27 protein-coding genes are annotated in these 23,132 nt (G+C 60.2%); 12 read left to right on the top strand and 15 right to left on the bottom strand.

What is annotated here, in order from left to right; translation table 11 throughout:
- Window position 1 precedes the first annotated feature (1 nt).
- Complete coding sequence (gene phoP, locus ACMGGK_RS13340) at window positions 2-673, bottom strand: two-component system response regulator PhoP (RefSeq protein ID WP_004941169.1); 672 nt, start codon at window positions 671-673, stop codon at window positions 2-4.
- Between the two features lie 378 nt (window positions 674-1,051).
- Here phoP and ACMGGK_RS13335 point away from each other — a divergent pair, with 378 nt between their 5' ends.
- Window positions 1,052-2,071: an ADP-ribosylglycohydrolase family protein gene (locus ACMGGK_RS13335; RefSeq protein WP_016928074.1), complete on the top strand. Its 1,020-nt coding sequence runs from the start codon at window positions 1,052-1,054 to the stop codon at window positions 2,069-2,071.
- Between the two features lie 4 nt (window positions 2,072-2,075).
- Here ACMGGK_RS13335 and ACMGGK_RS13330 read toward each other — a convergent pair whose 3' ends face one another.
- Window positions 2,076-2,840 carry a GntR family transcriptional regulator gene (locus ACMGGK_RS13330; protein WP_033640605.1) on the bottom strand — a complete coding sequence of 255 codons (765 nt, stop codon included), beginning with the start codon at window positions 2,838-2,840 and terminating at the stop codon, window positions 2,076-2,078.
- 138 nt (window positions 2,841-2,978) lie between these two features.
- Here ACMGGK_RS13330 and ACMGGK_RS13325 point away from each other — a divergent pair, with 138 nt between their 5' ends.
- The 3 genes from ACMGGK_RS13325 to ACMGGK_RS13315 all read left to right on the top strand — a co-directional run bounded on the left by ACMGGK_RS13325 (window position 2,979) and on the right by ACMGGK_RS13315 (window position 5,782).
- Window positions 2,979-4,493: a PLP-dependent aminotransferase family protein gene (locus ACMGGK_RS13325; RefSeq protein WP_049300650.1), complete on the top strand. Its 1,515-nt coding sequence runs from the start codon at window positions 2,979-2,981 to the stop codon at window positions 4,491-4,493.
- Window positions 4,494-4,609: 116 nt separating this feature from the next.
- The gene (locus ACMGGK_RS13320; protein WP_016928071.1) at window positions 4,610-5,062 is read left to right on the top strand and encodes a GNAT family N-acetyltransferase; all 453 of its coding nucleotides are present in this window, start codon (window positions 4,610-4,612) and stop codon (window positions 5,060-5,062) included.
- 15 nt (window positions 5,063-5,077) lie between these two features.
- Complete coding sequence (locus ACMGGK_RS13315; protein ID WP_028128046.1) at window positions 5,078-5,782, top strand: GNAT family N-acetyltransferase; 705 nt, start codon at window positions 5,078-5,080, stop codon at window positions 5,780-5,782.
- Window positions 5,783-5,833: 51 nt separating this feature from the next.
- On the opposite strand, the gene purB is transcribed toward ACMGGK_RS13315, so the two are convergent.
- Together purB and hflD are read right to left on the bottom strand one after the other, a co-directional pair.
- The gene (purB, locus tag ACMGGK_RS13310) at window positions 5,834-7,204 is read right to left on the bottom strand and encodes an adenylosuccinate lyase (RefSeq protein ID WP_143778894.1); all 1,371 of its coding nucleotides are present in this window, start codon (window positions 7,202-7,204) and stop codon (window positions 5,834-5,836) included.
- Window positions 7,205-7,226: 22 nt separating this feature from the next.
- The gene (gene hflD / locus ACMGGK_RS13305; protein ID WP_016928068.1) at window positions 7,227-7,853 is read right to left on the bottom strand and encodes a high frequency lysogenization protein HflD; all 627 of its coding nucleotides are present in this window, start codon (window positions 7,851-7,853) and stop codon (window positions 7,227-7,229) included.
- Window positions 7,854-8,184: 331 nt separating this feature from the next.
- On the opposite strand from hflD, the gene kup reads away from it, so the two are divergent.
- Window positions 8,185-10,053, top strand: coding sequence for a low affinity potassium transporter Kup (gene kup, locus ACMGGK_RS13300; RefSeq protein WP_016928067.1), 1,869 nt, complete (start codon window positions 8,185-8,187; stop codon window positions 10,051-10,053).
- A gap of 49 nt (window positions 10,054-10,102) precedes the next feature.
- Here kup and mnmA read toward each other — a convergent pair whose 3' ends face one another.
- The 4 genes from mnmA to rluE all read right to left on the bottom strand — a co-directional run bounded on the left by mnmA (window position 10,103) and on the right by rluE (window position 12,753).
- Window positions 10,103-11,203 carry a tRNA 2-thiouridine(34) synthase MnmA gene (gene mnmA, locus ACMGGK_RS13295; RefSeq protein ID WP_016928066.1) on the bottom strand — a complete coding sequence of 367 codons (1,101 nt, stop codon included), beginning with the start codon at window positions 11,201-11,203 and terminating at the stop codon, window positions 10,103-10,105.
- Between the two features lie 106 nt (window positions 11,204-11,309).
- Window positions 11,310-11,756, bottom strand: a complete 447-nt coding sequence (locus tag ACMGGK_RS13290) for an NUDIX hydrolase (protein WP_015377609.1) — start codon at window positions 11,754-11,756, stop codon at window positions 11,310-11,312.
- Window positions 11,757-11,765: 9 nt separating this feature from the next.
- Window positions 11,766-12,104: a lysozyme inhibitor LprI family protein gene (locus ACMGGK_RS13285; RefSeq protein ID WP_033640599.1), complete on the bottom strand. Its 339-nt coding sequence runs from the start codon at window positions 12,102-12,104 to the stop codon at window positions 11,766-11,768.
- 22 nt (window positions 12,105-12,126) lie between these two features.
- A complete protein-coding gene (rluE, locus tag ACMGGK_RS13280; protein ID WP_016928064.1) occupies window positions 12,127-12,753 on the bottom strand; it encodes a 23S rRNA pseudouridine(2457) synthase RluE in 627 nt (208 codons plus the stop codon).
- A 131-nt stretch (window positions 12,754-12,884) separates the two neighbouring features.
- Here rluE and icd point away from each other — a divergent pair, with 131 nt between their 5' ends.
- Window positions 12,885-14,138, top strand: a complete 1,254-nt coding sequence (icd, locus tag ACMGGK_RS13275) for an NADP-dependent isocitrate dehydrogenase (protein WP_015377612.1) — start codon at window positions 12,885-12,887, stop codon at window positions 14,136-14,138.
- Between the two features lie 84 nt (window positions 14,139-14,222).
- Here the strand turns inward: icd and uspF are convergent, their stop codons facing one another.
- Window positions 14,223-14,678 carry a universal stress protein UspF gene (uspF, locus tag ACMGGK_RS13270; protein WP_016928063.1) on the bottom strand — a complete coding sequence of 152 codons (456 nt, stop codon included), beginning with the start codon at window positions 14,676-14,678 and terminating at the stop codon, window positions 14,223-14,225.
- Window positions 14,679-14,992: 314 nt separating this feature from the next.
- On the opposite strand from uspF, the gene ACMGGK_RS13265 reads away from it, so the two are divergent.
- The 3 genes from ACMGGK_RS13265 to ACMGGK_RS13255 all read left to right on the top strand — a co-directional run bounded on the left by ACMGGK_RS13265 (window position 14,993) and on the right by ACMGGK_RS13255 (window position 17,111).
- Window positions 14,993-15,400 (top strand): hypothetical protein, encoded by a 408-nt coding sequence (locus ACMGGK_RS13265; RefSeq protein ID WP_060445305.1) that lies wholly within the window; start codon window positions 14,993-14,995, stop codon window positions 15,398-15,400.
- Between the two features lie 162 nt (window positions 15,401-15,562).
- Window positions 15,563-16,060: a cell envelope integrity protein TolA gene (gene tolA, locus ACMGGK_RS13260; RefSeq protein ID WP_240429850.1), complete on the top strand. Its 498-nt coding sequence runs from the start codon at window positions 15,563-15,565 to the stop codon at window positions 16,058-16,060.
- 103 nt (window positions 16,061-16,163) lie between these two features.
- Entirely contained in the window at window positions 16,164-17,111 is a 948-nt protein-coding gene (locus ACMGGK_RS13255; RefSeq protein WP_241005497.1) for an HNH endonuclease, read from the top strand.
- 30 nt (window positions 17,112-17,141) lie between these two features.
- On the opposite strand, the gene ACMGGK_RS13250 is transcribed toward ACMGGK_RS13255, so the two are convergent.
- Complete coding sequence (locus ACMGGK_RS13250; protein ID WP_016928059.1) at window positions 17,142-17,432, bottom strand: hypothetical protein; 291 nt, start codon at window positions 17,430-17,432, stop codon at window positions 17,142-17,144.
- Window positions 17,433-17,577: 145 nt separating this feature from the next.
- Between ACMGGK_RS13250 and ACMGGK_RS13245 the strand changes: the two genes are divergently transcribed.
- Entirely contained in the window at window positions 17,578-17,997 is a 420-nt protein-coding gene (locus tag ACMGGK_RS13245) for a GNAT family N-acetyltransferase (RefSeq protein ID WP_143778896.1), read from the top strand.
- Here the strand turns inward: ACMGGK_RS13245 and ACMGGK_RS13240 are convergent.
- Both ACMGGK_RS13240 and ACMGGK_RS13235 read right to left on the bottom strand, forming a co-directional pair.
- On the bottom strand, window positions 17,994-18,206 hold the full coding sequence (locus tag ACMGGK_RS13240; RefSeq protein WP_033640592.1) for a hypothetical protein: 213 nt from the start codon (window positions 18,204-18,206) through the stop codon (window positions 17,994-17,996). The two genes, ACMGGK_RS13245 and ACMGGK_RS13240, sit on opposite strands and share 4 nt — an antisense overlap.
- 92 nt (window positions 18,207-18,298) lie before the next feature.
- Window positions 18,299-19,414 (bottom strand): AI-2E family transporter, encoded by a 1,116-nt coding sequence (locus ACMGGK_RS13235; RefSeq protein ID WP_033640590.1) that lies wholly within the window; start codon window positions 19,412-19,414, stop codon window positions 18,299-18,301.
- Between the two features lie 294 nt (window positions 19,415-19,708).
- Between ACMGGK_RS13235 and ACMGGK_RS13230 the strand changes: the two genes are divergently transcribed.
- Complete coding sequence (locus ACMGGK_RS13230; RefSeq protein ID WP_016928056.1) at window positions 19,709-19,846, top strand: hypothetical protein; 138 nt, start codon at window positions 19,709-19,711, stop codon at window positions 19,844-19,846.
- Between the two features lie 85 nt (window positions 19,847-19,931).
- On the opposite strand, the gene ACMGGK_RS13225 is transcribed toward ACMGGK_RS13230, so the two are convergent.
- Both ACMGGK_RS13225 and ACMGGK_RS13220 read right to left on the bottom strand, forming a co-directional pair.
- Window positions 19,932-20,141, bottom strand: coding sequence for a tautomerase family protein (locus ACMGGK_RS13225; protein WP_049300697.1), 210 nt, complete (start codon window positions 20,139-20,141; stop codon window positions 19,932-19,934).
- 17 nt (window positions 20,142-20,158) lie between these two features.
- The gene (locus ACMGGK_RS13220) at window positions 20,159-20,899 is read right to left on the bottom strand and encodes an SDR family NAD(P)-dependent oxidoreductase (RefSeq protein ID WP_151254706.1); all 741 of its coding nucleotides are present in this window, start codon (window positions 20,897-20,899) and stop codon (window positions 20,159-20,161) included.
- A gap of 123 nt (window positions 20,900-21,022) precedes the next feature.
- Here ACMGGK_RS13220 and ACMGGK_RS13215 point away from each other — a divergent pair, with 123 nt between their 5' ends.
- A complete protein-coding gene (locus ACMGGK_RS13215; RefSeq protein ID WP_033640587.1) occupies window positions 21,023-21,925 on the top strand; it encodes a LysR family transcriptional regulator in 903 nt (300 codons plus the stop codon).
- On the opposite strand, the gene ACMGGK_RS13210 is transcribed toward ACMGGK_RS13215, so the two are convergent.
- Window positions 21,900-23,108: a CynX/NimT family MFS transporter gene (locus ACMGGK_RS13210; RefSeq protein WP_420276947.1), complete on the bottom strand. Its 1,209-nt coding sequence runs from the start codon at window positions 23,106-23,108 to the stop codon at window positions 21,900-21,902. The genes ACMGGK_RS13215 and ACMGGK_RS13210 overlap by 26 nt on opposite strands.
- Between the last annotated feature and the right edge of the window lie 24 nt (window positions 23,109-23,132).

Below are 23,132 nucleotides of genomic sequence, written 5' to 3'. Positions count from 1 at the left end.
TTCACTTCGCGTCAAAACGATAGCCCTGGCCACGTACCGTGGTGATCACTTCATGCGGGTATTCCGCCTGCACTTTCTTGCGCAAGCGGCCCATCAGCACGTCGATGGTGTGGCTTTCACGCAGTTCGGCGTCCGGGTAGAGCTGCAGCATCAACGAATCCTTGCTCACCACCTTGCCGGCGTTGCGGATCAGGGTTTCGATGATGGTGTATTCAAAGGCGGTCAGCTTGATCTGTTGATCGTTGACGCTCAGTTCGCGGCGCGACAGATCGATCTGGAACGGCGGCAGCACGATCACCTGCGAAGCCAAGCCGCTGTTGCGGCGCATCAGCGCCTGCATGCGGGCGATCACCTCTTCCAGGTGGAACGGCTTGGTGACATAGTCGTCGGCGCCGGCTTCCAGCACCGCCACTTTGTCCTGCCAGCTTTCGCGGGCGGTCAGCACCAGGATAGGCAGCTTGGTCTGATGGGCGCGCCAGCGGCGGATCAGGCTCAGGCCGTCTTCACCCGGCAGGCCGAGATCGACGATGGCGATATCCGGCGCGTGTTCCTGCAGGAAATAATCGGCTTCCTTGGCGTCTTCGGCCGCGTCGACCTGATGGCCCATCTCGCGCATCTGAACGGAAAGGTGGTGACGCAGCAAACCATTATCTTCAACAACCAGTACTCGCATGGCGAACTCCTGTGACTATGCGGGTGAACATCCTGTCACCCACGCGATAAAAGGGAACACGCTCTGCGGCGTGTCAGGGAATAACGCGGCCACCTGAACCATTTTGACAAAAAGTGCTGAGGCTATGGTAGGTATAACCCGCCCGGCCCGCAAGAGAGCCGAAGCAATGTATTAAAATAAGCGTTATCAATTTGTTCGCCGACATTATCGACAAGCTCTGATAAACGTCGGATAAACAGCGGCGGGGCAACATTAAACGCAACTTAAACGCGCCGGGCATTGCCCGCGAAAGGGAAGTGTGAGCCGGGCGCTTGATAAGCTTTAAAGGTACTAATAAGGTATTATTGAGGCAACGGCACATTTTCTCAGGAGCGACGGATGAAGCAGTTAACCCAGGCAGAACGCATAGCGGGCGCACTTTACGGACAGATGCTGGGCGACGCGCTCGGCATGCCTTCCGAGCTGTGGCCGCGCGAGCGGGTTAAGCGCCATTTCGGCTGGATAGACGGTTTTCTCGATGGGCCGGCGGAGAACTCGGCCGCCTGTTACTTCAAGGCCGGGCAATATACCGACGATACCGCGATGGCACTGGCGCTGGCCGATGCGCTGCGGGAAGCGGAAGGTGAGGTGGTGCCGGCGCTGATCGCCCGCAATGTGATCCGCTGGGTGGACAGTTTTGACGCCTTCAACAAGAACATTCTCGGCCCCAGTTCCAAACTGGCGTTGAGCGAGCAGAAAGCGGGCACGCCGATCGCCGAGTTGGAAAACAACGGCATCACCAATGGCGCAGCAATGCGCATTTCGCCTTTGGGCTGCGTGCTGCCGTCTGCGCCGCTGGAGGATTTCTGTCAGCAGGTGTGGCTGGCCTCCAGCCCGACGCACAAATCCGACATCGCCGTCGCCGGTGCCGTCGCGATCGCTTGGGCGGTTTCGCGTGCGGTGGAGGGCGCGGACTGGGCCTCGATTCGCCTGGCGCTGCCGGGCGTGGCGGAGTATGCCCAGCGCCGTCAGGTGACGACGTTCAGCCCCTCGCTGGCGGCGCGCATCGAGTTGGCGTTTCAGGTGGTGGATGAGGCCGCCGATCCCGAGCAGGCCTCTGAGCGGATATATCAACTGATTGGCGCCGGGGTGAGCACCATCGAGTCGGTGCCGGCGGCGCTGGCGATGGTGCAGCTGGCGCAAACCGATCCTACCCGTTGCGCGGTGCTGTGCGCCAATCTGGGCGGCGATACCGACACCATCGGCGCGATGGCCACCGCTGTCTGCGGCGCGCTGCACGGCGCCGGCGCGATGGATCCTGCCCTGCTGGCGGAGTTGCAGCGGGTGAATCCGCTGGACGTTGAGGCGTATGCCCAGGCGTTCGCGCGTTTTCGCCGCCGCCGGCAGGGCGAGGCGTGACGGATCAGCTTTCGCTGGTAAACTCGTACATGTCGCTGCGGCAGAAGCTTTCGCTGTATTCGATCGGCTTCTTGCGGTGGTCGAACAACGTCTGGCGCACGATCAGCAGCGGCATCGGTTCGGATAGCTGCAGCGCCTGGCGGATGTCGTCGTCGGCCATCGCCGCGCTGACCTGGCTGCGCAGCGAGCCCATCTCCACATTGTTGCGCCGGAAGTAGTCGTACAGCGAGATGCCAATCTCGTCGACGTTGGCAATCGCCGCCGCCACCACGTAGGACACCGCCACCGACATCGGCCGCCGATCGATAAAGTGAATGCGCTTGAGTTGGTAGATCGGCGCTCCAACCGCCAGCCGGAGTTTTTCCGCCAGTTCGGCGCTGGCCGGCACCCGCTCGCGGCTGATCCATTGCGTATCCGGCTGACGCCCCTGTTGCGTCGCCTCGCGCGAGAACCCTTTGATGTCCGCTAATGAATAGCGCAGCTTCGGCGCGGGCCGTTGTGGCTGGATGAAGGTGCCGTAGCCGCGTGAACGGCCGATGATGCCGTCTTGCTCAAGGCAGGCCAGCGCTTTGCGCACCGTGATGCGCGAGATGCCGAGCCGTTCGGTAAACAGGCGCTCGCTGGGCAGGAAATCCCCCGCGTTCAGCAATCCTTGCTCGATAGCCTGGCGCACCGAGGCGTTAAAGCGCAGATATAACGGCATCGCGCCCGCGCTGGCCAGATCCTGCAGCAGTTTTTCCAGCAGACGCTGGTTGATCTCCTTGCTCATAGCTGACGGAAGTCCTGTAGCCGCAATGCGATGGCTTATTTAAGGGGATTTCGCCGGGCAGCGCAACTGCCGCCGCCGCTGGGAGAAATGAGGTAGAGTAGTGTGCTATCGCCCCAGGCTCGGAGAAACAGACTGCCCATGAGTGACACCCCACGACACGCGGACGACGCGGCAATCCTGGCAGCCTTTATCCAGCAGCGTCAGCAGGGGCTGACCCGACGTTCGGCGCTGCATCAGGCCCTGTTGCGGCTCATCACCGCCGGGGAACTGCCGTGGCGGGCGAAGCTGCCGCCGAGCCGCGCGTTGGCGGCCCGGTTGACGGTGGCGCGTGACACGGTGGAACAGACCTACGCGCGGCTGGAGGCGGAGGGGTTTATCAGCCGAACGGTGGGGCGCGGCAGCTTTGTGCGTTATCGCTGCGATACGCTGCTCGGCCGTGAACTGCTGGCGACGCAGGCAGGCCAGGAGGCGCGGCTGGCGGAACGCGAATTAAGCGATCGCGGCCGGGCGTTGCTGGCGGTCAGCCATACGCCGCACACCAGCCGCCAGGCTTCGCTGACGCCCTCGCTGGCGGATCTGCGGGCGTTTCCCATCGATTCATGGCTGCAGTGGGAAAAGCAGGCGCTGCGGCGCCACGGCGAGCGGCTGTTGGGGTATGCCGATCCGCAGGGCTTGCCGGAACTGCGCGCGGCGATCGCGCACTATTTGCAGCGGGAGCGGGGCGTCAAGGCGTCGGCGGAGCAGGTGATCGTGGTCACCAGCTCTCAGCAGGCGCTGGCGCTGTGCACCCAGGTGCTGTTCGATCCCGGCGATGCGGTATTCGTCGAAGAGCCGGGCTACCAGGGGGCGAAAAAGCTGGTGCAGTCGGCGGGGCTGCAGGCGCGGCCGATCGGCATCGATGAGCAGGGGATGGACGTCGGGCAACTGATGCACGCCACGGGCGGCGGGCGGGGCGTTTACATCACGCCGTCCCATCACTACCCGCTGGGGTATTCGCTGAGCCTCGAGCGGCGTCTGGCGCTGTTGCAGTGGGCCCAGCGTCGGCGGGCCTGGATCATCGAAGACGATTATGACGCCGAGTTCAACTACGATCGACAAACCAAGGCGGCGCTGCAGGGGCTGGACAGCGGCGGGCGCACGCTGTACATCGGTACCTTCAGCAAGACGCTGTTTCCGGGGCTGCGCATCGGCTTCATGATTGCGCCGCCGCAGCTGGTGCGGCCATTGGTCGCCGCCAGGCAGTTTCAGGACGGCTACACGTCGGCGCTGGCGCAGATGACGCTGTTCCACTGCTTGCATGAGGGCGGCTACGCCGAGCATCTGCGCAATATGCGCACGCTGTACAAGGCGCGGCTGGATGTGCTGTACGACGCGGTGCAACGCCATCTCGCGCCCTGGACGCACCCGGCCTTGCCGCAGGGTGGGCTGCAGCTGGTTTGCCCGTTGGCGGATGCGGCGACGGAGCGGCGGCTGGTGGCGGCGGCGGCCGAACGAGGAATACGGTTGTACGGCCTGGCGGATTTCTACACCGGCGCGCCGCAGCGCGGGGCGCTGGTGCTCGGTTTTTCGGCCTATACGCCGGACGAGATCGTGCGCTTTATCGCCACGCTGGCGCAGGTGTTCAACGCGCTGCCGCGGGAAAGCGGCGGTTAAAATTGGTCTGCTCGGCGTTTTGAATTGGTCCGTATTACGCCGCCGCTGCGCGGTGTATCCTGCCGCTATTCGGTTATTTCCCTAATGGAAATAATATCTTAACCCCGTGAGGCGCTATGAACCCATCAAATCGTGAAGTGACCATCCGCAGAATCAATGGCGACGACAGAGCGCAATGGCTGGCGTTGTGGCAGGGCTATCTCGACTTTTACCGCGCCGACGTGGCGCCGCAGGTGACCGAACGCACCTTCGAACGGTTGGGGCAGGATGAACAGGTGTACGGGCTGGTGGCGGAGGATGCCGACGGCCGGCTGCTGGGGCTGATGAACCTGGTATTCCATCCGTCCACCTGGAGCGCGATGGGCTATTGTTATATCGAAGATCTCTATGTGTCGCCGCAGGCGCGCGGCCATAAAGTGTCGGAAAAACTGTTCGAACAGGCGTATCGACTGGCGGAGGCGCGCGGCAGCGATCGGGTCTATTGGATGACTCAGGAGTACAACGCGCCGGCGCGTTCGCTGTACGACAAAATCGGCAGAAGAAGCTCGTTTATCGTTTATACCCGTTAACCGCAGGAGGCGCGTATGGCAATGAATCGTTATGGTCAGCCGATTGGCGAACCGATGCCGGATTGGCAGCCGGCTCGTCGCCCGGGCGGCGCAACGCTCGGCGGGCGTTTCTGCTCGCTGGCGCCGCTCGAGCCGCAGCGGGATTACGCCGCGCTGTACGACGCTTTCCAGCTGGCGCCGGACGGCCGCGACTGGACCTATCTGTCTATCGAACGGCCCGACACGCCGGCGGCGATGCTGCTGCATCTGGAGACGCTGCAGGCCAACCCGACGCTGGTCAATCTGACGGTGTTCGATGCCGCCAGCGACGCGCCGGTGGGGACGGTGGCGCTGATGCGCATCGACGAGGCCAACGGCGTGCTGGAGATCGGCCACGTCAGCTGGTCACCGTTGATGAAACAGCGCTCCAGCGCCACCGAGGCCATCGCGCTGCTGCTGCGTTACGCCTTCGACACGCTGGGCTATCGCCGCTGTGAGTGGAAGTGCGACAGCCATAACGCGCCATCGCGCCAGGCCGCGCTGCGCTTTGGCTTCCGTTACGAGGGCAACTTCCGCTTTGCGGTGATCGTTAAAGGGCGCAGCCGCGATACCGACTGGTTCGCCATCACCGCTGACCGTTGGCCTGCGGTGCGGCAGGCGTTTGAGCGTTGGCTGAGTGCGGACAACTTCGATGCGCAGGGGCGGCAGATTGCCCGGCTGCAGGTGTTGCGCGGCGAATAATAAGCAACAAGGCGGCCCGCGGGCCGCCTTGTCGTTGTGGGTCTAACGCGTTTACTTCAGCTCGTCGACCAGGGTAGTGGCGCGGCCGATGTAGTTGGCCGGGGTCATCGCCTTCAGACGGGTTTTCTCTTCTTCCGGCAGCGCCAGGCCATCGATGAACGCCTGCATGCCGGCGGCGTCCACGCGCTTGCCGCGGGTCAGTTCTTTCAGCTTCTCGTAAGGCTTCTCGATGCCGTAACGGCGCATCACGGTCTGGATCGGCTCGGCCAGCACTTCCCAGTTGTGATCCAGTTCGTCCAACAGGTGCGCCTGGTTCACTTCCAGCTTGCTGATACCCTTCAGGGTGGCCTGATAGGCGATCAGCGCATAGCCCAGGCCCACGCCCAGGTTACGCAGCACGGTGGAGTCGGTCAGATCGCGCTGCCAGCGGGAAACCGGCAGTTTACCAGCCAGGTGGCCCAGCACGGCGTTGGCCAGGCCCAGGTTGCCTTCGGAGTTTTCGAAGTCGATCGGGTTGACCTTGTGCGGCATGGTGGAAGAGCCGATTTCGCCGGCGATGGTCTTCTGCTTGAAGTGGTTCAGGGCGATGTAGCCCCAGATGTCGCGGTCGAAGTCGATCAGAATGGTGTTGAAACGCGCTACGCAGTCGAACAGTTCGGCGATGTAGTCATGTGGTTCGATCTGCGTGGTGTACGGGTTCCAGGTGATGCCGAGCGAGGTCACAAACGCTTCGCTGAACTGATGCCAGTCCACTTCCGGGTAAGCGACGATGTGGGCATTGTAGTTGCCGACCGCGCCGTTGATTTTACCCATGATCTCCACGCGCTCCAGCTGGCGGTACTGGCGCTCCATGCGGTAAGCCACGTTGGCGAACTCTTTGCCGACGGTCGATGGGGTTGCCGGCTGGCCGTGGGTGCGCGACAGCAGCGGGATATCGCGGTATTCCTGCGCCAGCCCTTTCAGCGCGTCGATGATCTTGCGCCAGTAAGGCAACACCACGTCCTGACGGGCGCTTTGCAGCATCAGCGCATGCGACAGGTTGTTGATGTCTTCGGAGGTGCAGGCGAAGTGGATGAACTCGGACACCGCGTGCAGCGCAGGCACCGCCGCCACTTTTTCCTTCAGGAAATACTCGACCGCTTTCACGTCGTGGTTGGTGGTGCGTTCGATGGTTTTGATGCGCTGTGCGTCTTCTTCATTGAATTCCGCGACGATTTTGTCGAGGAAAGCGTTTGCGTCGGCGTCAAAAGCGGGAACTTCCTTGATTTCTGCGCAGGCGGCCAGTTTTTGCAGCCAACGTACTTCAACCTGTACGCGGAATTTCAGCAGACCGTATTCGCTGAAAATGGGGCGCAGTGCGCTGACTTTATCACCGTAGCGTCCATCAACGGGGGAAAGGGCGGTCAGTGAGGATAATTCCATCGGTAGCAACTCCTGGGATCGATTAACAATGAGCAACGATATTTTGCGCCTGCTTGAACAGACGATTACGGGAAAACATTAACTGCAGGCGGCTGCCGCCGACCTGTTGCCACAGCACGGCGGCGCGAATGCCGGCCAGCAGCGTGGCGCGCACCTTGGCCTGCACCTGCGGATTCTGCAAGATCGCCGGCGAGCCGGTCACCTGAATGCGCGGCCCGAGCGGGCTGACCACGTCGACGTAAATGCCGGCCAGCGCGCTGATGATGGTGTCTGACTCAAGATCGAAGTGCGCCAACTGGCGCTCAAGCTGGCCGAGGCGTTCGCCGAGCGTGTTCATCGCCTGTTTGTTGGCGTTGAGCTTGCGCTCCAGCACCATCAGGCTGATGGTGTAGCGGGTCAGTTCCGCGCCCGGCCCTTTGTTGTTGGCATTCAGCACGCCCATCAGGGTTTCGAGGCCGACCATCAAATTGCGTTCTTCGCCGCCGAACACCGCCAGCGTGGAGGGCGGATCCATTTGCAGCAGGCTTTTCAGCGAGGTCTGAAACGCTTCGCGGTCGCATTGCCCTTCATGGGCCAACTGCTGAACCAAACGCGCCGACTGGCTGATGCCCGCCATGGCCAGCGTGATGTCATAATAATTCTTCGCCACGATGACTCCTGTAAACGCGGTGAACGGTACATGGCTTACTGCATAAGGTTGTGTGTATCGCAGGGGCAACGGCGGCGGCCGCGAACGGTAACGCTCGGGCGTGGCTGTAACAACGATGACAACGAATGCCGCGGATCATGCCACAAAATCGAGGGTAAACCCAGCGTCTAATACGTCTGTGACGAGGCGGAGGCGCCGTGCGGCGCAGAACTGCGCAATAAGGCGGCGAAAATCGCCGGCGCGGCGGCGCGAACTTATTGTTGCGGCGGCAAATAAAGTGCGGCGGCTGCATCTATACTGCCAACGTGAACCCTTCAATAAAGACCTTTATATGCACGTAAAAAACAAGCAGCCGCTGCCGGCGGTGACGCTGGCGGCCATCGGCGTGGTGTACGGCGATATCGGCACCAGCCCGCTGTATACCCTGCGCGAATGCCTGACGGCGGAGGAGGGCATCACCCTGACGCCGGCCTCGATTTACGGCTTTTTGTCGCTGATTTTCTGGCTGCTGACGCTGGTGGTGTCCATTAAATACATTTGTTTTGTGATGCGCGCCGACAACGACGGCGAGGGAGGCATTCTGACGCTGATGTCGCTGGCGATCCGCAAGCTGGATGCGCGCTGGGTGCCGGCGGCGGTGCTGATCGGGCTGGTGGGAGGCAGCTTCTTTTACGGCGACGGGGTGATCACCCCGGCCATTTCGGTGCTCTCGGCCATCGAGGGGCTGCAGATTATCGCCCCCGAGCTGGACAGCTTTATCGTGCCGCTGTCGCTGCTGGTGCTGACCGCGTTGTTCGCGATCCAAAAACGCGGCACCGGCAGCGTCGGCAAACTGTTTGCCCCGGCGATGGTTATCTGGTTCCTGACGCTGGCGCTGCTGGGCATCGGCGGCATTCTGCATCACCCCGGCGTGCTGCGGGCGCTGAACCCTTACTGGGCGGTGAATTTCTTCCTCGAATACAAGGCGGTGTCATTCTTTGCGCTGGGCATGGTGGTGCTGTCGGTCACCGGCGCAGAAGCGTTGTACGCCGATATGGGCCACTTCGGTAAAAAGCCGATCCGTCTGGCGTGGTTTACGCTGGTGGCGCCGGCGCTGGTGTTGAATTACTTCGGCCAGGGGGCGCTGCTGCTGGCCAATCCGGCGGCGATCAACAACCCGTTCTTCCTGCTGGCGCCGACCTGGGCGCTGATCCCGCTGCTGGTGATCGCCACGCTGGCGACGGTGATCGCCTCGCAGGCGGTGATCTCCGGCGTGTTCTCGCTGACGCGGCAGGCGGTGCGGCTGGGCTACCTGCCGCCGATGCGCATCATCTATACCTCCGATCAGGAGTCCGGGCAGATCTACATTCCGGTGGTGAACTGGCTGCTGTTCGCGGCGGTGCTGATCGTGATTATCAGTTTCAAACACTCCAGCAACCTGGCGTCGGCTTACGGCATCGTGGTGACCGGCACCATGCTGCTGTCGTCGATTTTGCTGAGCATCGTGGCGGTGAAAAACTGGGGCTGGCCGCGCGCGCTGGGCGGGTTGATGCTGCTGGTCATGCTGTGCATCGACGTGCCGCTGTTCGGCGCCAACCTGATCAAGCTGGCGACCGGCGGCTGGCTGCCGGTGGCGCTTGGGCTGACGATTCTGCTGATCATGCTGACCTGGAAGACCGAGCGTTCGCGCCTGATCCGCCGGTTGCGCGACAACCAGGAAGGGCTGAGCGCGCTGATCGAATCGCTGGAGAAGGCGCCGCCGAAGCGGGTGCCGGGCACCGCGGTGTTTATGGAGCGCACGCCGCATGCGGTGCCGCTGGTGCTGTTGCATAACCTGAAGCACAACAAGGTGCTGCACGAGCGCGTGGTGCTGCTGACCATCGTCACCACCGACATGCCGTACGTGCACAATGTGCAGCGGGTGGCGATCGAACAGCTGTCGGCGAGCTTTTGGCGGGTGGTGGCGAGCTACGGCTGGCGCGAGACGCCCAACGTGACGGATATCCTTTATCGCTGCGGGCTGGAGGGGATGAGTTTCACCATGAACGAGACCTCGTTCTTCATGTCGCGCGATACGCTGGTGCTGGGCAAGCGGCCCTGGTATCTGCGCGTGCGCGGCAAGGTGTTCCAGCTATTGCAGCGCAACGCGCTGCGGGCGCCGGATCTGTTCGAAATCCCGCCGAATCGGGTGATCGAGCTGGGCGCGCAGGTGGAATTTTGAATAAAAAAACGCTGCGGTAAACGCAGCATTTTCTTGGGCGGCAGGCGAATTACGCCAGGCGCTGTTCGATGATGCCGCCGCCGAGGCAGATTTCGCCCTGGTAGAACACCGCCGACTGACCGGGGGTGACGGCGGAGACCGGCTCGTCGAAACGCACTTCGATGCGTTCGTCGTCGAGCGGGGTCACGGTGCAAGGGATGTCCTGCTGGCGATAGCGGGTCTTCACCGTACAGCGGAACGGGCCGGTCAGCGGCAGACGATCCACCCAGTGCAGCTGCTGCGCGATCAGGCCGACGGACATCAGACGCGGGTGATCGTGCCCCTGCGCAACCACCAGCACGTTGTTGGCCACGTCTTTATCCACCACGTACCACGGATCTTCGCTGCTGTCTTTCAGGCCGCCGATGCCCAGCCCTTTGCGCTGGCCCAGGGTGTGATACATCAGACCCTGGTGTTCGCCGACGGTCTGGCCGTCGACGCTGACGATCGGGCCCGGCTGCGCCGGCAGGTAGCGGCCGAGGAAGTCGCGGAACTTGCGTTCGCCGATGAAGCAGATGCCGGTGGAGTCTTTCTTCTTGGCGGTGACCAGCTCCAGTTGCTCGGCGATGCGGCGCACCTCCGGCTTCTCCAGCTCCCCGACCGGGAACAGGCTCTGCGCCACCTGCTCGTGGCTCAGGGTGTAGAGGAAGTAGCTCTGATCTTTGTTGCCGTCGACGCCGCGCAGCAGGCGGCTTTTGCCGTCCACGTCCTGGCGGCGCACGTAGTGGCCGGTGGCGATGAAATCGGCCCCCAGATCTTCGGCGGCGAACTCCAGGAAGGCTTTGAATTTGATCTCTTTGTTGCACAGGATGTCCGGGTTCGGCGTGCGGCCGGCCTTGTACTCTTCCAGGAACAGCTCAAACACGTTGTCCCAGTATTCCGCCGCAAAGTTCACCGTGTGCAGTTCGATGCCCAGCTTGTCGCAGACCGCTTGCGCGTCGGCCAGATCGGTCGCGGCGGAGCAGTACTCTTCGTCGTCGTCTTCTTCCCAGTTTTTCATGAACAGCCCAGCGACCTGATAGCCCTGTTGCTGTAACAGATAGGCGGTAACGGAAGAGTCGACGCCGCCGGACATACCGACGATTACTTTTTTCTGGCTGTTGTCTGACATGGGGATCTCACGAACTTGAACACGAACCGTGCTGATAAAAACAAGCGCAGGATTTTACCACGTTGCCCGCGCCGGCGCACTGTTCATCTTGTGCTGCCCGGCGCCCTCAATGTGGCCAGGCGAAGCTGCCGACTAGCGACAGCGGGTAACGCTCCGGCTGCTGATAGCTGCGAATGCTCTCGGCCACCAGCGCGGAACGCAGGTTGGGCGCCTGCAAAATCTCGTCGGCGCTCAACCACAGGCAGCGATCGATGTCGCTGTCATGCGGCTCGGTCGGCAGCGGCTGTTCCAGCTCGATGACGAAGCAGAAACGCAGGAACGGCGTGCGATCCGGCGCGATCCACTGGTGCAGGCGCAGGAACGCCTGCGGCGTGGCGCGGATGCCGGTCTCTTCCCACAGCTCGCGCTCGGCGGCCTGCACCAGCGTCTCGTCGGCCTCCAGGTGGCCGGCCGGCTGATTCCACAGCGCTTTGCCGTTGATGGTCTCTTCGACGACCAAAAATTTGCCGGCGGCGTGCACCACGCAGGCTACGGTGACGTGCGGTTTGAACATGCGGTCTCCTTACAGCGGTTTGTCGATGCGCCGGTAGATGTCGTCCAGCTCGGCGATGCGGGTGCGGTAACTTTGCAGCAGGCAGGCGGTGTCGCCGCCGCACCGCTGGCGTTTGGCCAGCCAGGCCTGCTGGCTGTCCTGCATCGCGCCGCGCGCACCCATGGCGAACAGGCCGCGCAGGAATTGGTACTTGGTGGCCATTTGCACGTCCAGATCGTTCAGCGTGCGGTTGGCGCAGATGGTGCGTTCATCGCTGCCTGCCGCCTTGGCGCAGTCGAAGCTGGCGGCCGGGGCGGCGAACGGGGCCGCCAGAGCGGCGAGCAGCAGCGCGATCGGAGTAGATTTCATGGCGCCTCCATCAGTTATCGGTCTACAGGGAATCGATGGTTTTCCATTCACCGGGCTGCAGTGAACCCAGCGAAAGATTACCCATACTGTAGCGAATCAGGCGCAGGGTAGGGAACCCGATATGCGCCGTCATGCGACGCACCTGGCGGTTTCGCCCTTCATACAGGGTGATTTTCAGCCAACTGGTGGGGATGGATTTACGCTCGCGGATCGGCGGGTTGCGCGGCCACAGCCACTGCGGCTCGGCCACCAACTCAACACCGGCGGGCAGCGTCGGGCCGTCTTTCAGCGTGACGCCGCTGCGCAGCGGCGCCAGATCGCTCTCCTGCGGCGCGCCCTCGACCTGCACATAATAGATTTTGCCGGTGCGCTTGCCCGGCTGGGTGAGCTGCGCCTGCAGCTGGCCGTCGTTGGTCAGCACCAGCAGCCCTTCGCTGTCGCGATCCAGGCGCCCGGCGGCGTAAACGTCGGGAAAGGGGATGTATTCTTTCAGCGTGGCGCGGCCGGCTTCGTCGGTGAACTGCGGTAGCACGTCGAAGGGCTTGTTGAATAACACAATGCGGCGCGGCCCCTTCGGCGCGGCGGGTTTGGCGGCATTCGGCTTGCTGAATCGTTTAACGTTGTGATTTCTAACAGAGAATTTTTTCATAACGGTTGAGATTACGGATGATAAGCGCATTATAACCGAATCCGTTTCGGATTGGCGCGGACCGAATATTCAAGTAGTATCTACACGCATCTTACAAAGCATTAACAAAATTGCGCTTGAAGGAGAGGTTGATGGAAAGCAAAGTAGTTGTTCCGGCAGAAGGTAAAAAAATCACGGTTGACGCCCAGGGTAAACTGGTTGTTCCTCATAACCCGATCATCCCGTTCATCGAAGGCGACGGCATCGGCGTTGACGTGACTCCTGCCATGATCCACGTGGTTGATGCGGCCGTTAAAAAGGCTTACCACGGCGAACGTAAAATCTCCTGGATGGAAATCTACACCGGCGAAAAATCTACCCACGTTTACGGTAAAGACGTGTGGCTGCCGGACGAAACTCTGGACCTGATCCGCGACTACCGCGTCGCCATCAAAGGCCCCCTGACCACCCCGGTCGGCGGCGGCATCCGTTCTCTGAACGTGGCCCTGCGCCAGCAGCTGGACCTGTACGTGTGCCTGCGCCCGGTGCGTTACTACCAGGGCACCCCAAGCCCGGTGAAACAGCCTGAGCTGACCGACATGGTGATCTTCCGCGAAAACGCCGAAGACATCTACGCCGGTATCGAGTGGAAAGCCGGCTCCGCCGAAGCGGACAAAGTGATCAAATTCCTGCGCGACGAAATGGGCGTGAAGAAAATCCGCTTCCCAGAGCAGTGCGGTATCGGCGTGAAGCCATGCTCCGAAGAAGGGACCAAGCGTCTGGTGCGCGCGGCGATCGAATACGCCATCACCAACGACCGCGACTCCGTGACTCTGGTTCACAAAGGCAACATCATGAAGTTCACCGAAGGTGCCTTCAAGGATTGGGGCTATGAGCTGGCGCGCGAAGAGTTCGGCGGCGAGCTGATCGACGGTGGCCCATGGCTGAAGATCAAGAACCCGAACACCGGCAAAGAGATCGTGGTTAAAGACGTGATCGCCGACGCCTTCCTGCAGCAGATCCTGCTGCGCCCGGCGGAATACGACGTGATCGCCTGTATGAACCTGAACGGCGACTACATCTCCGACGCCCTGGCGGCCCAGGTAGGCGGCATCGGCATTGCGCCGGGCGCCAACATCGGCTCCGACTGCGCGCTGTTCGAAGCGACTCACGGCACCGCGCCGAAGTACGCCGGCCAGGACAAAGTGAACCCAGGCTCCATCATCCTGTCCGCAGAGATGATGCTGCGCCACATGGGCTGGTTCGAAGCGGCTGACCTGATCGTTAAAGGCATGGAAGGCGCTATCGCCGCCAAGACCGTGACCTATGACTTCGAACGCCTGATGGAAGGCGCTAAGCTGCTGAAATGTTCAGAGTTTGGCGACGCCATCGTTAAACACATGTAAGGGTGTTTGGCGTTAGAATGAGAACGGGAGCCTTAGGGCTCCCGTTTTTTTACTGTTCAAATATGAGTGAGGTGTCGGACAGGCTCACTGCGCGGCGTTAGCTGATTCACGCACGACCAGCACCGGGCAATTGGCGTGACGGACGACGGCGGTGGCATTGGAGCCGAGGAGATAAGTGATGGCAGAAGGGCGGTTGGAACCCATCACGATAATCTCCGCGTTGAGCGCATCGGCGAGCTCCAGGATTTGATCTTTGGGATCGCCGACGGCAACGTGCGTGGTCACTCTATCTTCAGGCACGCTGAATTCTTTGGCCGCTTTTGCCAGCCCCTCGGTTGCTACCGCAATGATTTCGTCTTTGGTTTCTATCGCCGCCGTGGCGGCAAAGCCGAAAGCGGCATAGGTGGCGCGCGACGGGATCACCGCCAGGAAATGGACGTGGGAGTCTTCGAGCCTGGCGAGCGCGTTGACATGCGGGATGACCTGCTGTGTTAATTCCGGCTCGGTAATATCCACGGGAACCAAAATAGTTTTGTACATACTCCCTCCTTATCGTTTTCAAAAAACTCCACTTTTTGGATTATAGCTGCTTGACGCCGAGAAAACGGCGATCGGTATGGCAGAACCAAAGAAATTGACCGCCAAAAGGAAAAGTATGCAGAAACCGTTGTTGTGGCAATCGATTAGAAGCGGCTGATCTGGCTGTTAAAGGCATGGGAAGCGAACTGTTCAATGATCGCGCCGCTATTGTTAAGCGTGTATCAGTGTGTTTGGCGTTTGAGTAGAAAAGGAGCTCTCGGGAGCCTTCTTTGTTACAATCAGTAATATTATTATCCAGTGAAAAGATAGTTTAAATGACCAAGAAAACCATTTCTGTTTTGATTTTGTCTTTATTTATTGGCGGGTGCACCACGCAAACTACCGATGAGCGAATGGCCAGGGCGAAAGCGAAGTACGCCGAATCAAACCCAGTCGCGCAAGCGCCTTCACCCTTGGTGCGTTTGGAATGCAATACGCAAGCAGGAACCCAAATCACGGCCATGATGAATGGCGCATCGCAAACCGTCACCATTAACAGCGCCGTATTCCGTTTTGTCGACCGGGACGACGTTCAGGGCATTGATACATTGAGCTTTGCCAGAACCGTTGACGGCGTTACCAGCTGGGTGTTCGTGAACATGGCATCCAGCGATCCGGTTTATCTCAGCATTGTGAGCCAAAAGACCGTGTTGAAATTTATGTGCAGTGCTTACAAAGGATGAGCGAAAACGTGTATGCCATCGCTGTCTATTCATACGTTATTCTGTCGAAAATCGGTGCGTCACTGCTGTTGTAATGACGGACTGCACAGCCCCTGGCGAAAGTTTTAATGTCACTAGCAGTGTATATTGATCCTGTATAACGTATTGGCCGGAGCTCTTTGCGTGGCCCAGCGTCAACTGATTTCACTACTGATAATTATCCATAAGGACAGGGATATGAAAATAACGCATTCAGGCTATAAAACCGGCGTTGCCACAGTATTGGCGGCGATGACCGCGCTGGCATTAACGGGGTGCGCCAAGAGCACGGCCCCCAGCCAAACCGATCCGGTAAATAAAGAGGTTGACGATATTTTCACCAACCTTGGCGGCCCAAAGACGTCGGCGCCGGGAAAAGAGAAAGAACACTATATCGCCCAGTTGCAGGCCGCGATTCAAAGCCATTTGAAAGATGCCGAAGCCTACTCAGGCAAGCGTTGCACATTGAGCATCAAGCTGGCGCCGGACGGTATGCTGATCAGCATTCGGGCTGAGCAAGGGGAACCGGAACTTTGCCAGGCCGCGATCAAGGCAATCACCAATGCGCGTCTGCCTAAGCCGCCAACGGCCGCGGTTTACGAAGCGGTCAAAAGCAGCGCGTTGGAATTTCGCCCGCAGTGAATAAACAACGCTGTTTCCGTGCAACGCTATCCCGGTCAAGGCCGGGATTTTTTATTGCCGTCATCCTGCGTTAATTGGTGAGAATCACTAAAGCCCTTGATGAATGGTGACGATAACCCTTAAAAATCCTGATTATAAAAGAGTGGCCATGCGTTTTTTCTGGGTCAATATTGGTGGCAGCGTCGCGGAAGTTTTTAAGGGCGAATTCCTGTGGGCGCCGCAATATGGAATAAATAAGACTGGGAACATGTTTAAACCTGCCGGGTGGGAAACGGTCAAAAAAGTCAAAGAGGGTGACCTGATTTTTTGCCACAAGGGTAGGAAGATCATCGGCGTGGCGACAGCGGTACGCGATGCTTACTCTGCACCGCGGCCTGAGCATCGGGTCGCGGGACCGCCGCATATTGCGGGTACCCAAGTCGATTTGGCACTGACGCGTCTTGAACTACCTATTGATGTTTCCCTTTTTAATCAAGCGTTCACACGCATGCACAACCAGGCTTGCCTTCCGCGCGTTTTTAATAAGAAAGGCGGATGCACCGAAAACTATATGTGCGAGATCCCCGCGCCGGCAGCCGCGTTGATCGCCGGTTTTCTCTCGGAAAATCTCTCTATCAACTTCCATGCGGATACCGTCGAAATCACCAGAGAGGTCGGTGGTGAGCAAGAAAGGGTGATTCAGGCGCGGATTGGGCATGGTCCCTATCGCGATAAAATGTTTAAGCGGTGGGGAAACCGGTGCGCCGTCACGGGGATTGCGGAGCCGTCCATTCTCATTGCCTCTCACATCGTTGCCTGGTCGATTGCGACCCCAGAAGAAAAAGTGGATCCGCACAATGGTTTGCCGTTAATCCCCAATCTGGACAAGCTGTTCGATCGTGGCATGATCAGTTTTGCCGATGACGGACGTTTGCTGTATTCACGGACGATGAGCGGTTTGCTATGTGAGCTGAGGATCCCGTTGGACGCCAATATTAGCGGGTTGTCTGAAAAGAACAGAGCATACCTGCAACGGCATCGAGTGAAGTGGGGGTTTGAAACTGTGCCCTGATGCAGGTTTGCCAAATCTGAGCTGGGGCTCTTACCGATACATCATCGCGCTCACGCGCTCGCTCCGATCTTTAAAACCGTTGCTGCGCATCGTGACCACATAGTAGCGATAGTGATGTTTCTGTGCGTATTCGCGCACCAGATCTTCGGCGAACAGGCCGCTGAAGGTGACGGTGGTGACGAACGTCAGCCCTTTCACTTCGTAGGTGCTGATCTCCTGCGGGGCGCCGATATACGGCGGCGGGAACACGGTCTTGTGGAACTGGCAGCCCGCCAGCAGCAGGGTAAACAGCAGGGCGGCGGAGATTTGCGGTATTCTCATCGGGAAAAGCTTTCCTTCCTTGGCGTGTGTTTTAGTAACTCTATAATAGGATTACAAAATTCGGCGGGGATGTAAAAGTTATCCCGCTTCGGTTGCCGTTTCGTTGAAGCGGTGTCGCCGTATCCATCAGCATGAGGATTAAAACATGTTTGTTCGCCAGGCCACTGACAGCGATGTCGCAGCTCTGATCGCCCTCGACAGCGTCGCCGAACACGAACCGCAGCGCGCGGCGCAGATCCGGGCCTGGTGCGGGCAGGGGGAGTGCTATCTTGCCAAGGAACAGGACGTGGTGATGGGCTATGGCGTACTGCACTATCACTTCTTCGGCTGCGGTTTTATCGAGATGCTGATGGTCGGCGAGCGCTATCGCCGCCGGGGCGTCGGGCAGGCGTTGATTACGGCATTGAAGTCCCATTGCCGACACCCGAAGCTGTTCACTTCCACCAATCGTTCCAACCTGTCGATGCAGCGGCTGCTGCTGGACGCCGGATTTGTCGCCAGCGGCCAGATTGACAATCTCGATGACGGCGATCCGGAGCAGGTATTTTTTATCCCGCTGCGCTAATACAGCCGGACATCGACCGCCTGCTGTTGCAGCCAGGTGCTGACGTAGCCGTAAGCGGCATAGAAGGCCAGCAGTGCGAAGAGCAGCACCGAAAGCGAGGCCAAAAACCTGACGTCGCCGTGCTTCGTCAACTGATAGGCACAATAGAGAAAGGCTAACAGGCACAGCAGAGTGAAGGCGATGGCCAGCATGGCGTAAAAAATAAGCATAACGAAATCCGTTCTTCCTTGTGAGCCTGGCAAGGATACCACAGACAAAAAAGGGGCCCAAACGGGCCCCTGCGTGATTCGCTGCGGGAGGTTTACTCCACCGCGTCGGGATGGTTCTTGCCTTCCTCGATAAACTCTTCGTCGATCTCTTCGATGTTCTCCTCGCTGTCGCGGCCGGACAGAATGTTCCAGCAGGCGATGAACAGCGCGGCGATCAAGGGGCCGATGACGAAGCCGTTGATGCCGTAAATCTCCATGCCGCCCAGGGTGGAGATCAGGATCAGGTAGTCCGGCATTTTGGTGTCTTTGCCCACCAGCAGCGGGCGCAGGATGTTGTCCACTAGGCCGATCACCACCACGAAGAACACTACCAGGAAAATGGCTTTCCACAGCATGCCGGTGGCGAAGAAGTAGATCACCGCCGGCACCCAGATGATGGCGGAGCCCACGGCCGGGATGATCGACAGGAACGCCATCAGCGCGCCCCACAGCAGGCTGCCGTCGATGCCGGTAAAGTAAAACGCCAGCCCGCCGAGCGCGCCTTGCACCACGGCGACCACCACCGTGCCCTTGACGGTGGCGCGGGAAACGGCGGCGAACTTCACGAACAGGTGGTGTTTCACGTGCTGGGAGAGCGGCAGCGCTTCGAGCGCCAGGTTCACCAGATAGGGGCCGTCTTTCAGCAGGAAGAACAGCAGGTAGAGCATCACGCCGAAACCGACGACGAAGTTGAAGGTGCCCTTGCCGATCAGGAACACGCTGCCCGCCAGATATTGCCCGCCCTTGAGCGCCACCTCGGAAAGCTGCTTTTGGATCTCGGCGGCGCTGTTGAGGTTATGCTCCGCCAGGAAGCGCTGCGCCCAGCCGGGCAGGTGGCGCATAAAGTCCGCCAGCATGGTCGGCAATTGGCTGTTGTTGGTCTGCAGCTTGGTGTAGATCACGTTGAATTCCATCGCCAGCGACGAGGCGATGATCGCCAACGGCGTGAACACGATTAGGCAGATCAGCGCCACCGTTAGCAGCGACACCACGCCGTTGCGTTCGCCGACGTACTGCTTCAACTTCTTTTTCACCGGATGGAAAATCACCGCCAGAATAACCGCCCACAGCACCGAGGAGTAATAAGGCCCCAGCACGTCGAGAAAGGCGGCGGTAACGATGAACAGGATCAGAATAAAGAATCCCTTGGAAATGCCTTTAGACATCATAGTCGTCCCTCAAAAGATGAATTTTCAGCATAGATGAACTGAATGAAAACAACACTATCATTACCTTTGCTTAACCGGTAGGGGATTTTTAGTGGCGTATTCCATAGGGTTATTAAGGGCAAGGCGGGCGCCGCACGGTGAACAGGCGGCGGCGAGAGAAAAGAAAGAGGGCTAAATAATTAAATAAATTTATAGATTGTGTTTCATTTTGTGAGCCGCACTTGCCGCCTGCGCCAGGCTTTCCTAGTTTTTAGGAGGGCGGCCGTTCGCCCGATATCTCGAAGGAGTATGCAAATGACTGAACACAAACGACTTGCCGTTATCGAAAAGGCATTGCTGATCGCTTTCGCCGGTCTGCTGATTTATCTTGTTGCGACCGGCGCCTTGTCATTGTCGGGCCTGGATCATCACTGGCCTTATCCTTCGCGCTAAGCGTGCTTGGTCTCATCATGCAGGCCCGATAACGATAATGAGCGGCTGTACCCTACGACACGAGACTCACAGCATCAATCATCCGTTATTCGCCTCGTTCTTTGGCGCGCAGGGCGGTGACGCTCTCTCCGCCGACGCCCCAGTTGTCGGTGGCCACCTCGTCAATCACCACGAAAGTGGTGTGGCGTGGCTTATTCAGCACCCGCTCCAGCAGCGTGGTGACTCCCTCGATCAGCATGCGCTTTTGCGCGGCGCTGACCCCTTCGTCGGTCACTTTAATGTTGACGTATGGCATGGCGTTTTCCCCCGGTTTCACCAGACCCCGGCGGTGGCGCCGCCGTCAACCGCGAGCGCCGCGCCGGTAACGAAATTGGCGTCGGTCAGATACAGCACCGCATCGACGATGTCCTGCGGCTGGCCGACGCGGCCGGTTGGCGCCAGTTGCCGCATCTGCGCCAGACTCTGTTCATCATTTTGATGCATAGGTGTGGCGATGATGCCGGGCGCCACGGCGTTGACCATCACGTTGTGCGGCGCTAACTCCAATGCCAGTTCGCGCACGGCCTGATTCAGGCCGCCTTTGATCAGCACCGGCAGCAAGGCGGGTACTTTGCTGTTGGGCTGCATGGCGATCGACGCGGTGATGGCGACGATGTGGCCGGCGCCGCGTTGCTGCATATGCCGGGCGGCGGCCTGCGCCGGGTAGAAGAAGCCTTTCAGATTGGTTGCCACCATCGCGTCGACCTCCTCCGGCGTATAGTCGGCGATCGGCTTGGCGATAAATATGCCGGCGTTATTGATGAGAATATCTACCTGACCAAAAGCCTGTATCGCCAGGCTGAACAACCGCTCGGCGGTTTCCGGCAGCGCGATGTCTCCCGGCGCCAGCAGCAGATTGGCCGGGCGACCGAGTTTGTCCGCCGCCGCCTGCAGCCGTTCAAGCGAACGGGCGTTTGCGACAACCTGATAGCCGCGCGCCAGGTAGGCTTGCGCGATGGCGAAGCCCAAGCCGCTCGATGCGCCCGTGACGATGACCGTGTTTACTTTGCTCATTTTCTCTCCTCGACAGGATAGTGATTGATCTTAGGTGAACGGTAATCCATACCTGATGGTCGAAAAATGAGAGGGAAAGAATTTTAATTTATACCTGATGTAATGAATTGGCGGGGGAGAGACATGCAACGCCATTTTGACGACGTTCAGGTGGGCAGTATCGAGCTGTTTTGCCTGACGGTAGAAACCGGCAGTTTCACCGCAGCGGCCAATGCCGCCGGGATAACCCCTGCGGCGGTCAGCCGCTCGGTCGCGCGCCTGGAGACGCGATTGCAGGCGAAGCTGTTTATCCGCACCACACGCCAGATGCGCGTCACGGATGCCGGACAGCGTTATTACCTGGAATGTCGCCGGGCGCTGAGCCAGCTGATGGAGGCCGAGGCGAGAATTTCCGGCGAACGGGACAAACCGGTGGGGACGCTCAGCATCAGCGCGCCGACGCTGTACGCGCATTTTAGGCTGTTGCCGCGTTTGCCCGAGTTTGCGCATCGCTATCCCGATCTCAAGCTGAATCTGCACGTCAGCAATCAGAATATCGATTTCTCCGAAGATAAATTCGACGTCGCCATTCGCGGCAGCGAGCTGAACGATTCCGGCCTGGTATCGCGGCGATTGGAGGAGGCTGAACTGATCGTGGTGGCGACGCCGGGCTATTTGCAGCGTCATCCTGCGCCGCTCACGCCGGCGGATCTGGCCCGGCACGATTGCATTCAGTATGCGTTGCCCAGCACCGGCAGAAAAACCGCCTGGACGTTTAAGATTCAGGGCGAAAATAGCAAAGTGGACACTGCCGGACGCTGGCTTTGCCAGGAAGATTACCTCGCTACGCTGACGCTGGTGAAAAGCGGTGCCGGACTGATGCAGGTGTATCGCTTTACCGTCGAACAAGAGTTGAGCAACGGGGCGCTGGTCGAGGTTTTGAAAGATTATGCCGGCGCCTCGCGCCCCTTCATCCTGCTTTACCCTTATGCGCGCTTTGTCCCGCTGAAGGTGCGGAAATTCATCGATTTCCTGACGGAAGCGTAGCCGCCAGCGCCAATACGGCTCCTGACACCGCCGCCGCGAGCACCAGCCACGCCGGGGCCGCCCAGCCGGCCGCGGCCACGATGGCGCTCAGCGCGACCGGGCCGATCACCTGGCCGAGGTAGTTTCCCTGCATCACCAGCCCGAGGCTCAGCGGCAGCAGCGTCGGTTCCGGCGTCGCCGCCGGCGTGGCGGCCAGAATGGTGGCGGGCAGCATGCCGGCGATGGCGCAGAACAGGAAGCACAGCGGGATCAGCAGGCCGTTGGGCGTCATCGGCAGGAAAATGCCGACGCCGAAGACCCCGATCAACAGGCTGGTGGCGGCGAGCAGCGTTCTGGCGGGCAGCCCGCGCGACAGCAGCACGCCGGCGGCGAGGTTGCCGATGATGTTGGCCGCCACCGCCGCCGCGCTGATGCCGCCGGCGGCCGCGAGCGACAGGCCGATGCGCTGCATCAGAAAGATCGGCAAAAAGGTCATCACCGAGAAAAACTGCAGGTTGTAAGCAGTGAACATCAGCGCCAGCAACAGCGGCTGGCGCGCCCGCAGCATCGCGCCCAGCGCTTGCCGCAGCGGCGCCGGCGGAACGTGCGCCTCGGCGGCGCGGCGGGACGTGGTCAACGGCAGCAGCAGGGCGGCCAGCAGCGTCAACGCCGCACCGGCCTGCCAACTCTGTTGCCAACCGGCGAGATGGGGGCCGAAAAACAGTGAAATGGCGATGCCCGCCGGCATGAAGGTGCTCCAGATGCCGAACACCAGGTTGCGCTGCGCCGGGGCGACGATGCGGTTCAGCACCGCCGGCGAGGCGACCACCACGATCACGAAGCCGAGGCCTTCGACAAAGCGGCTGACAATCAACCCGCTGAAGTCGTGCAGCGTGGTGCCGGCGAAGCTGGCGGCGCTGATGATCAGCAGCCCGAGCGCCAGCAGGCGCCGATCGCCCCAGCGGCGCACCAGCAGTCCGGCGGCGATGCCGCCGAACACCCCGACGAAAGGAAAGGCCGAAATGACCCAGCTTAGCGTCTCCAGTGAACGGCCAAACTCGGCCTGCAGCGCCGGCAACGCGATAGTGGCCTTACCCACATGCAGCGCCGCCGCGATGCCGGCGAACAGCACGTTGATGACGGCCAGCCAGGGCGTGGCGGCGGGGAGAACGCGGTCGATGGCGTCCGGTTTAATCGCGGTCATAACACTCTCCGGTGGCGGCAACGC

Origin of the sequence: Serratia sp. BNK-33-b (assembly GCF_048684565.1) — a bacterium.
Classification (GTDB): Bacteria; Pseudomonadota; Gammaproteobacteria; order Enterobacterales; family Enterobacteriaceae; genus Serratia; species Serratia marcescens.
Note: the sequence above shows the minus strand (reverse complement) of the source record. Positions and strands in the feature narration are given on the sequence as shown.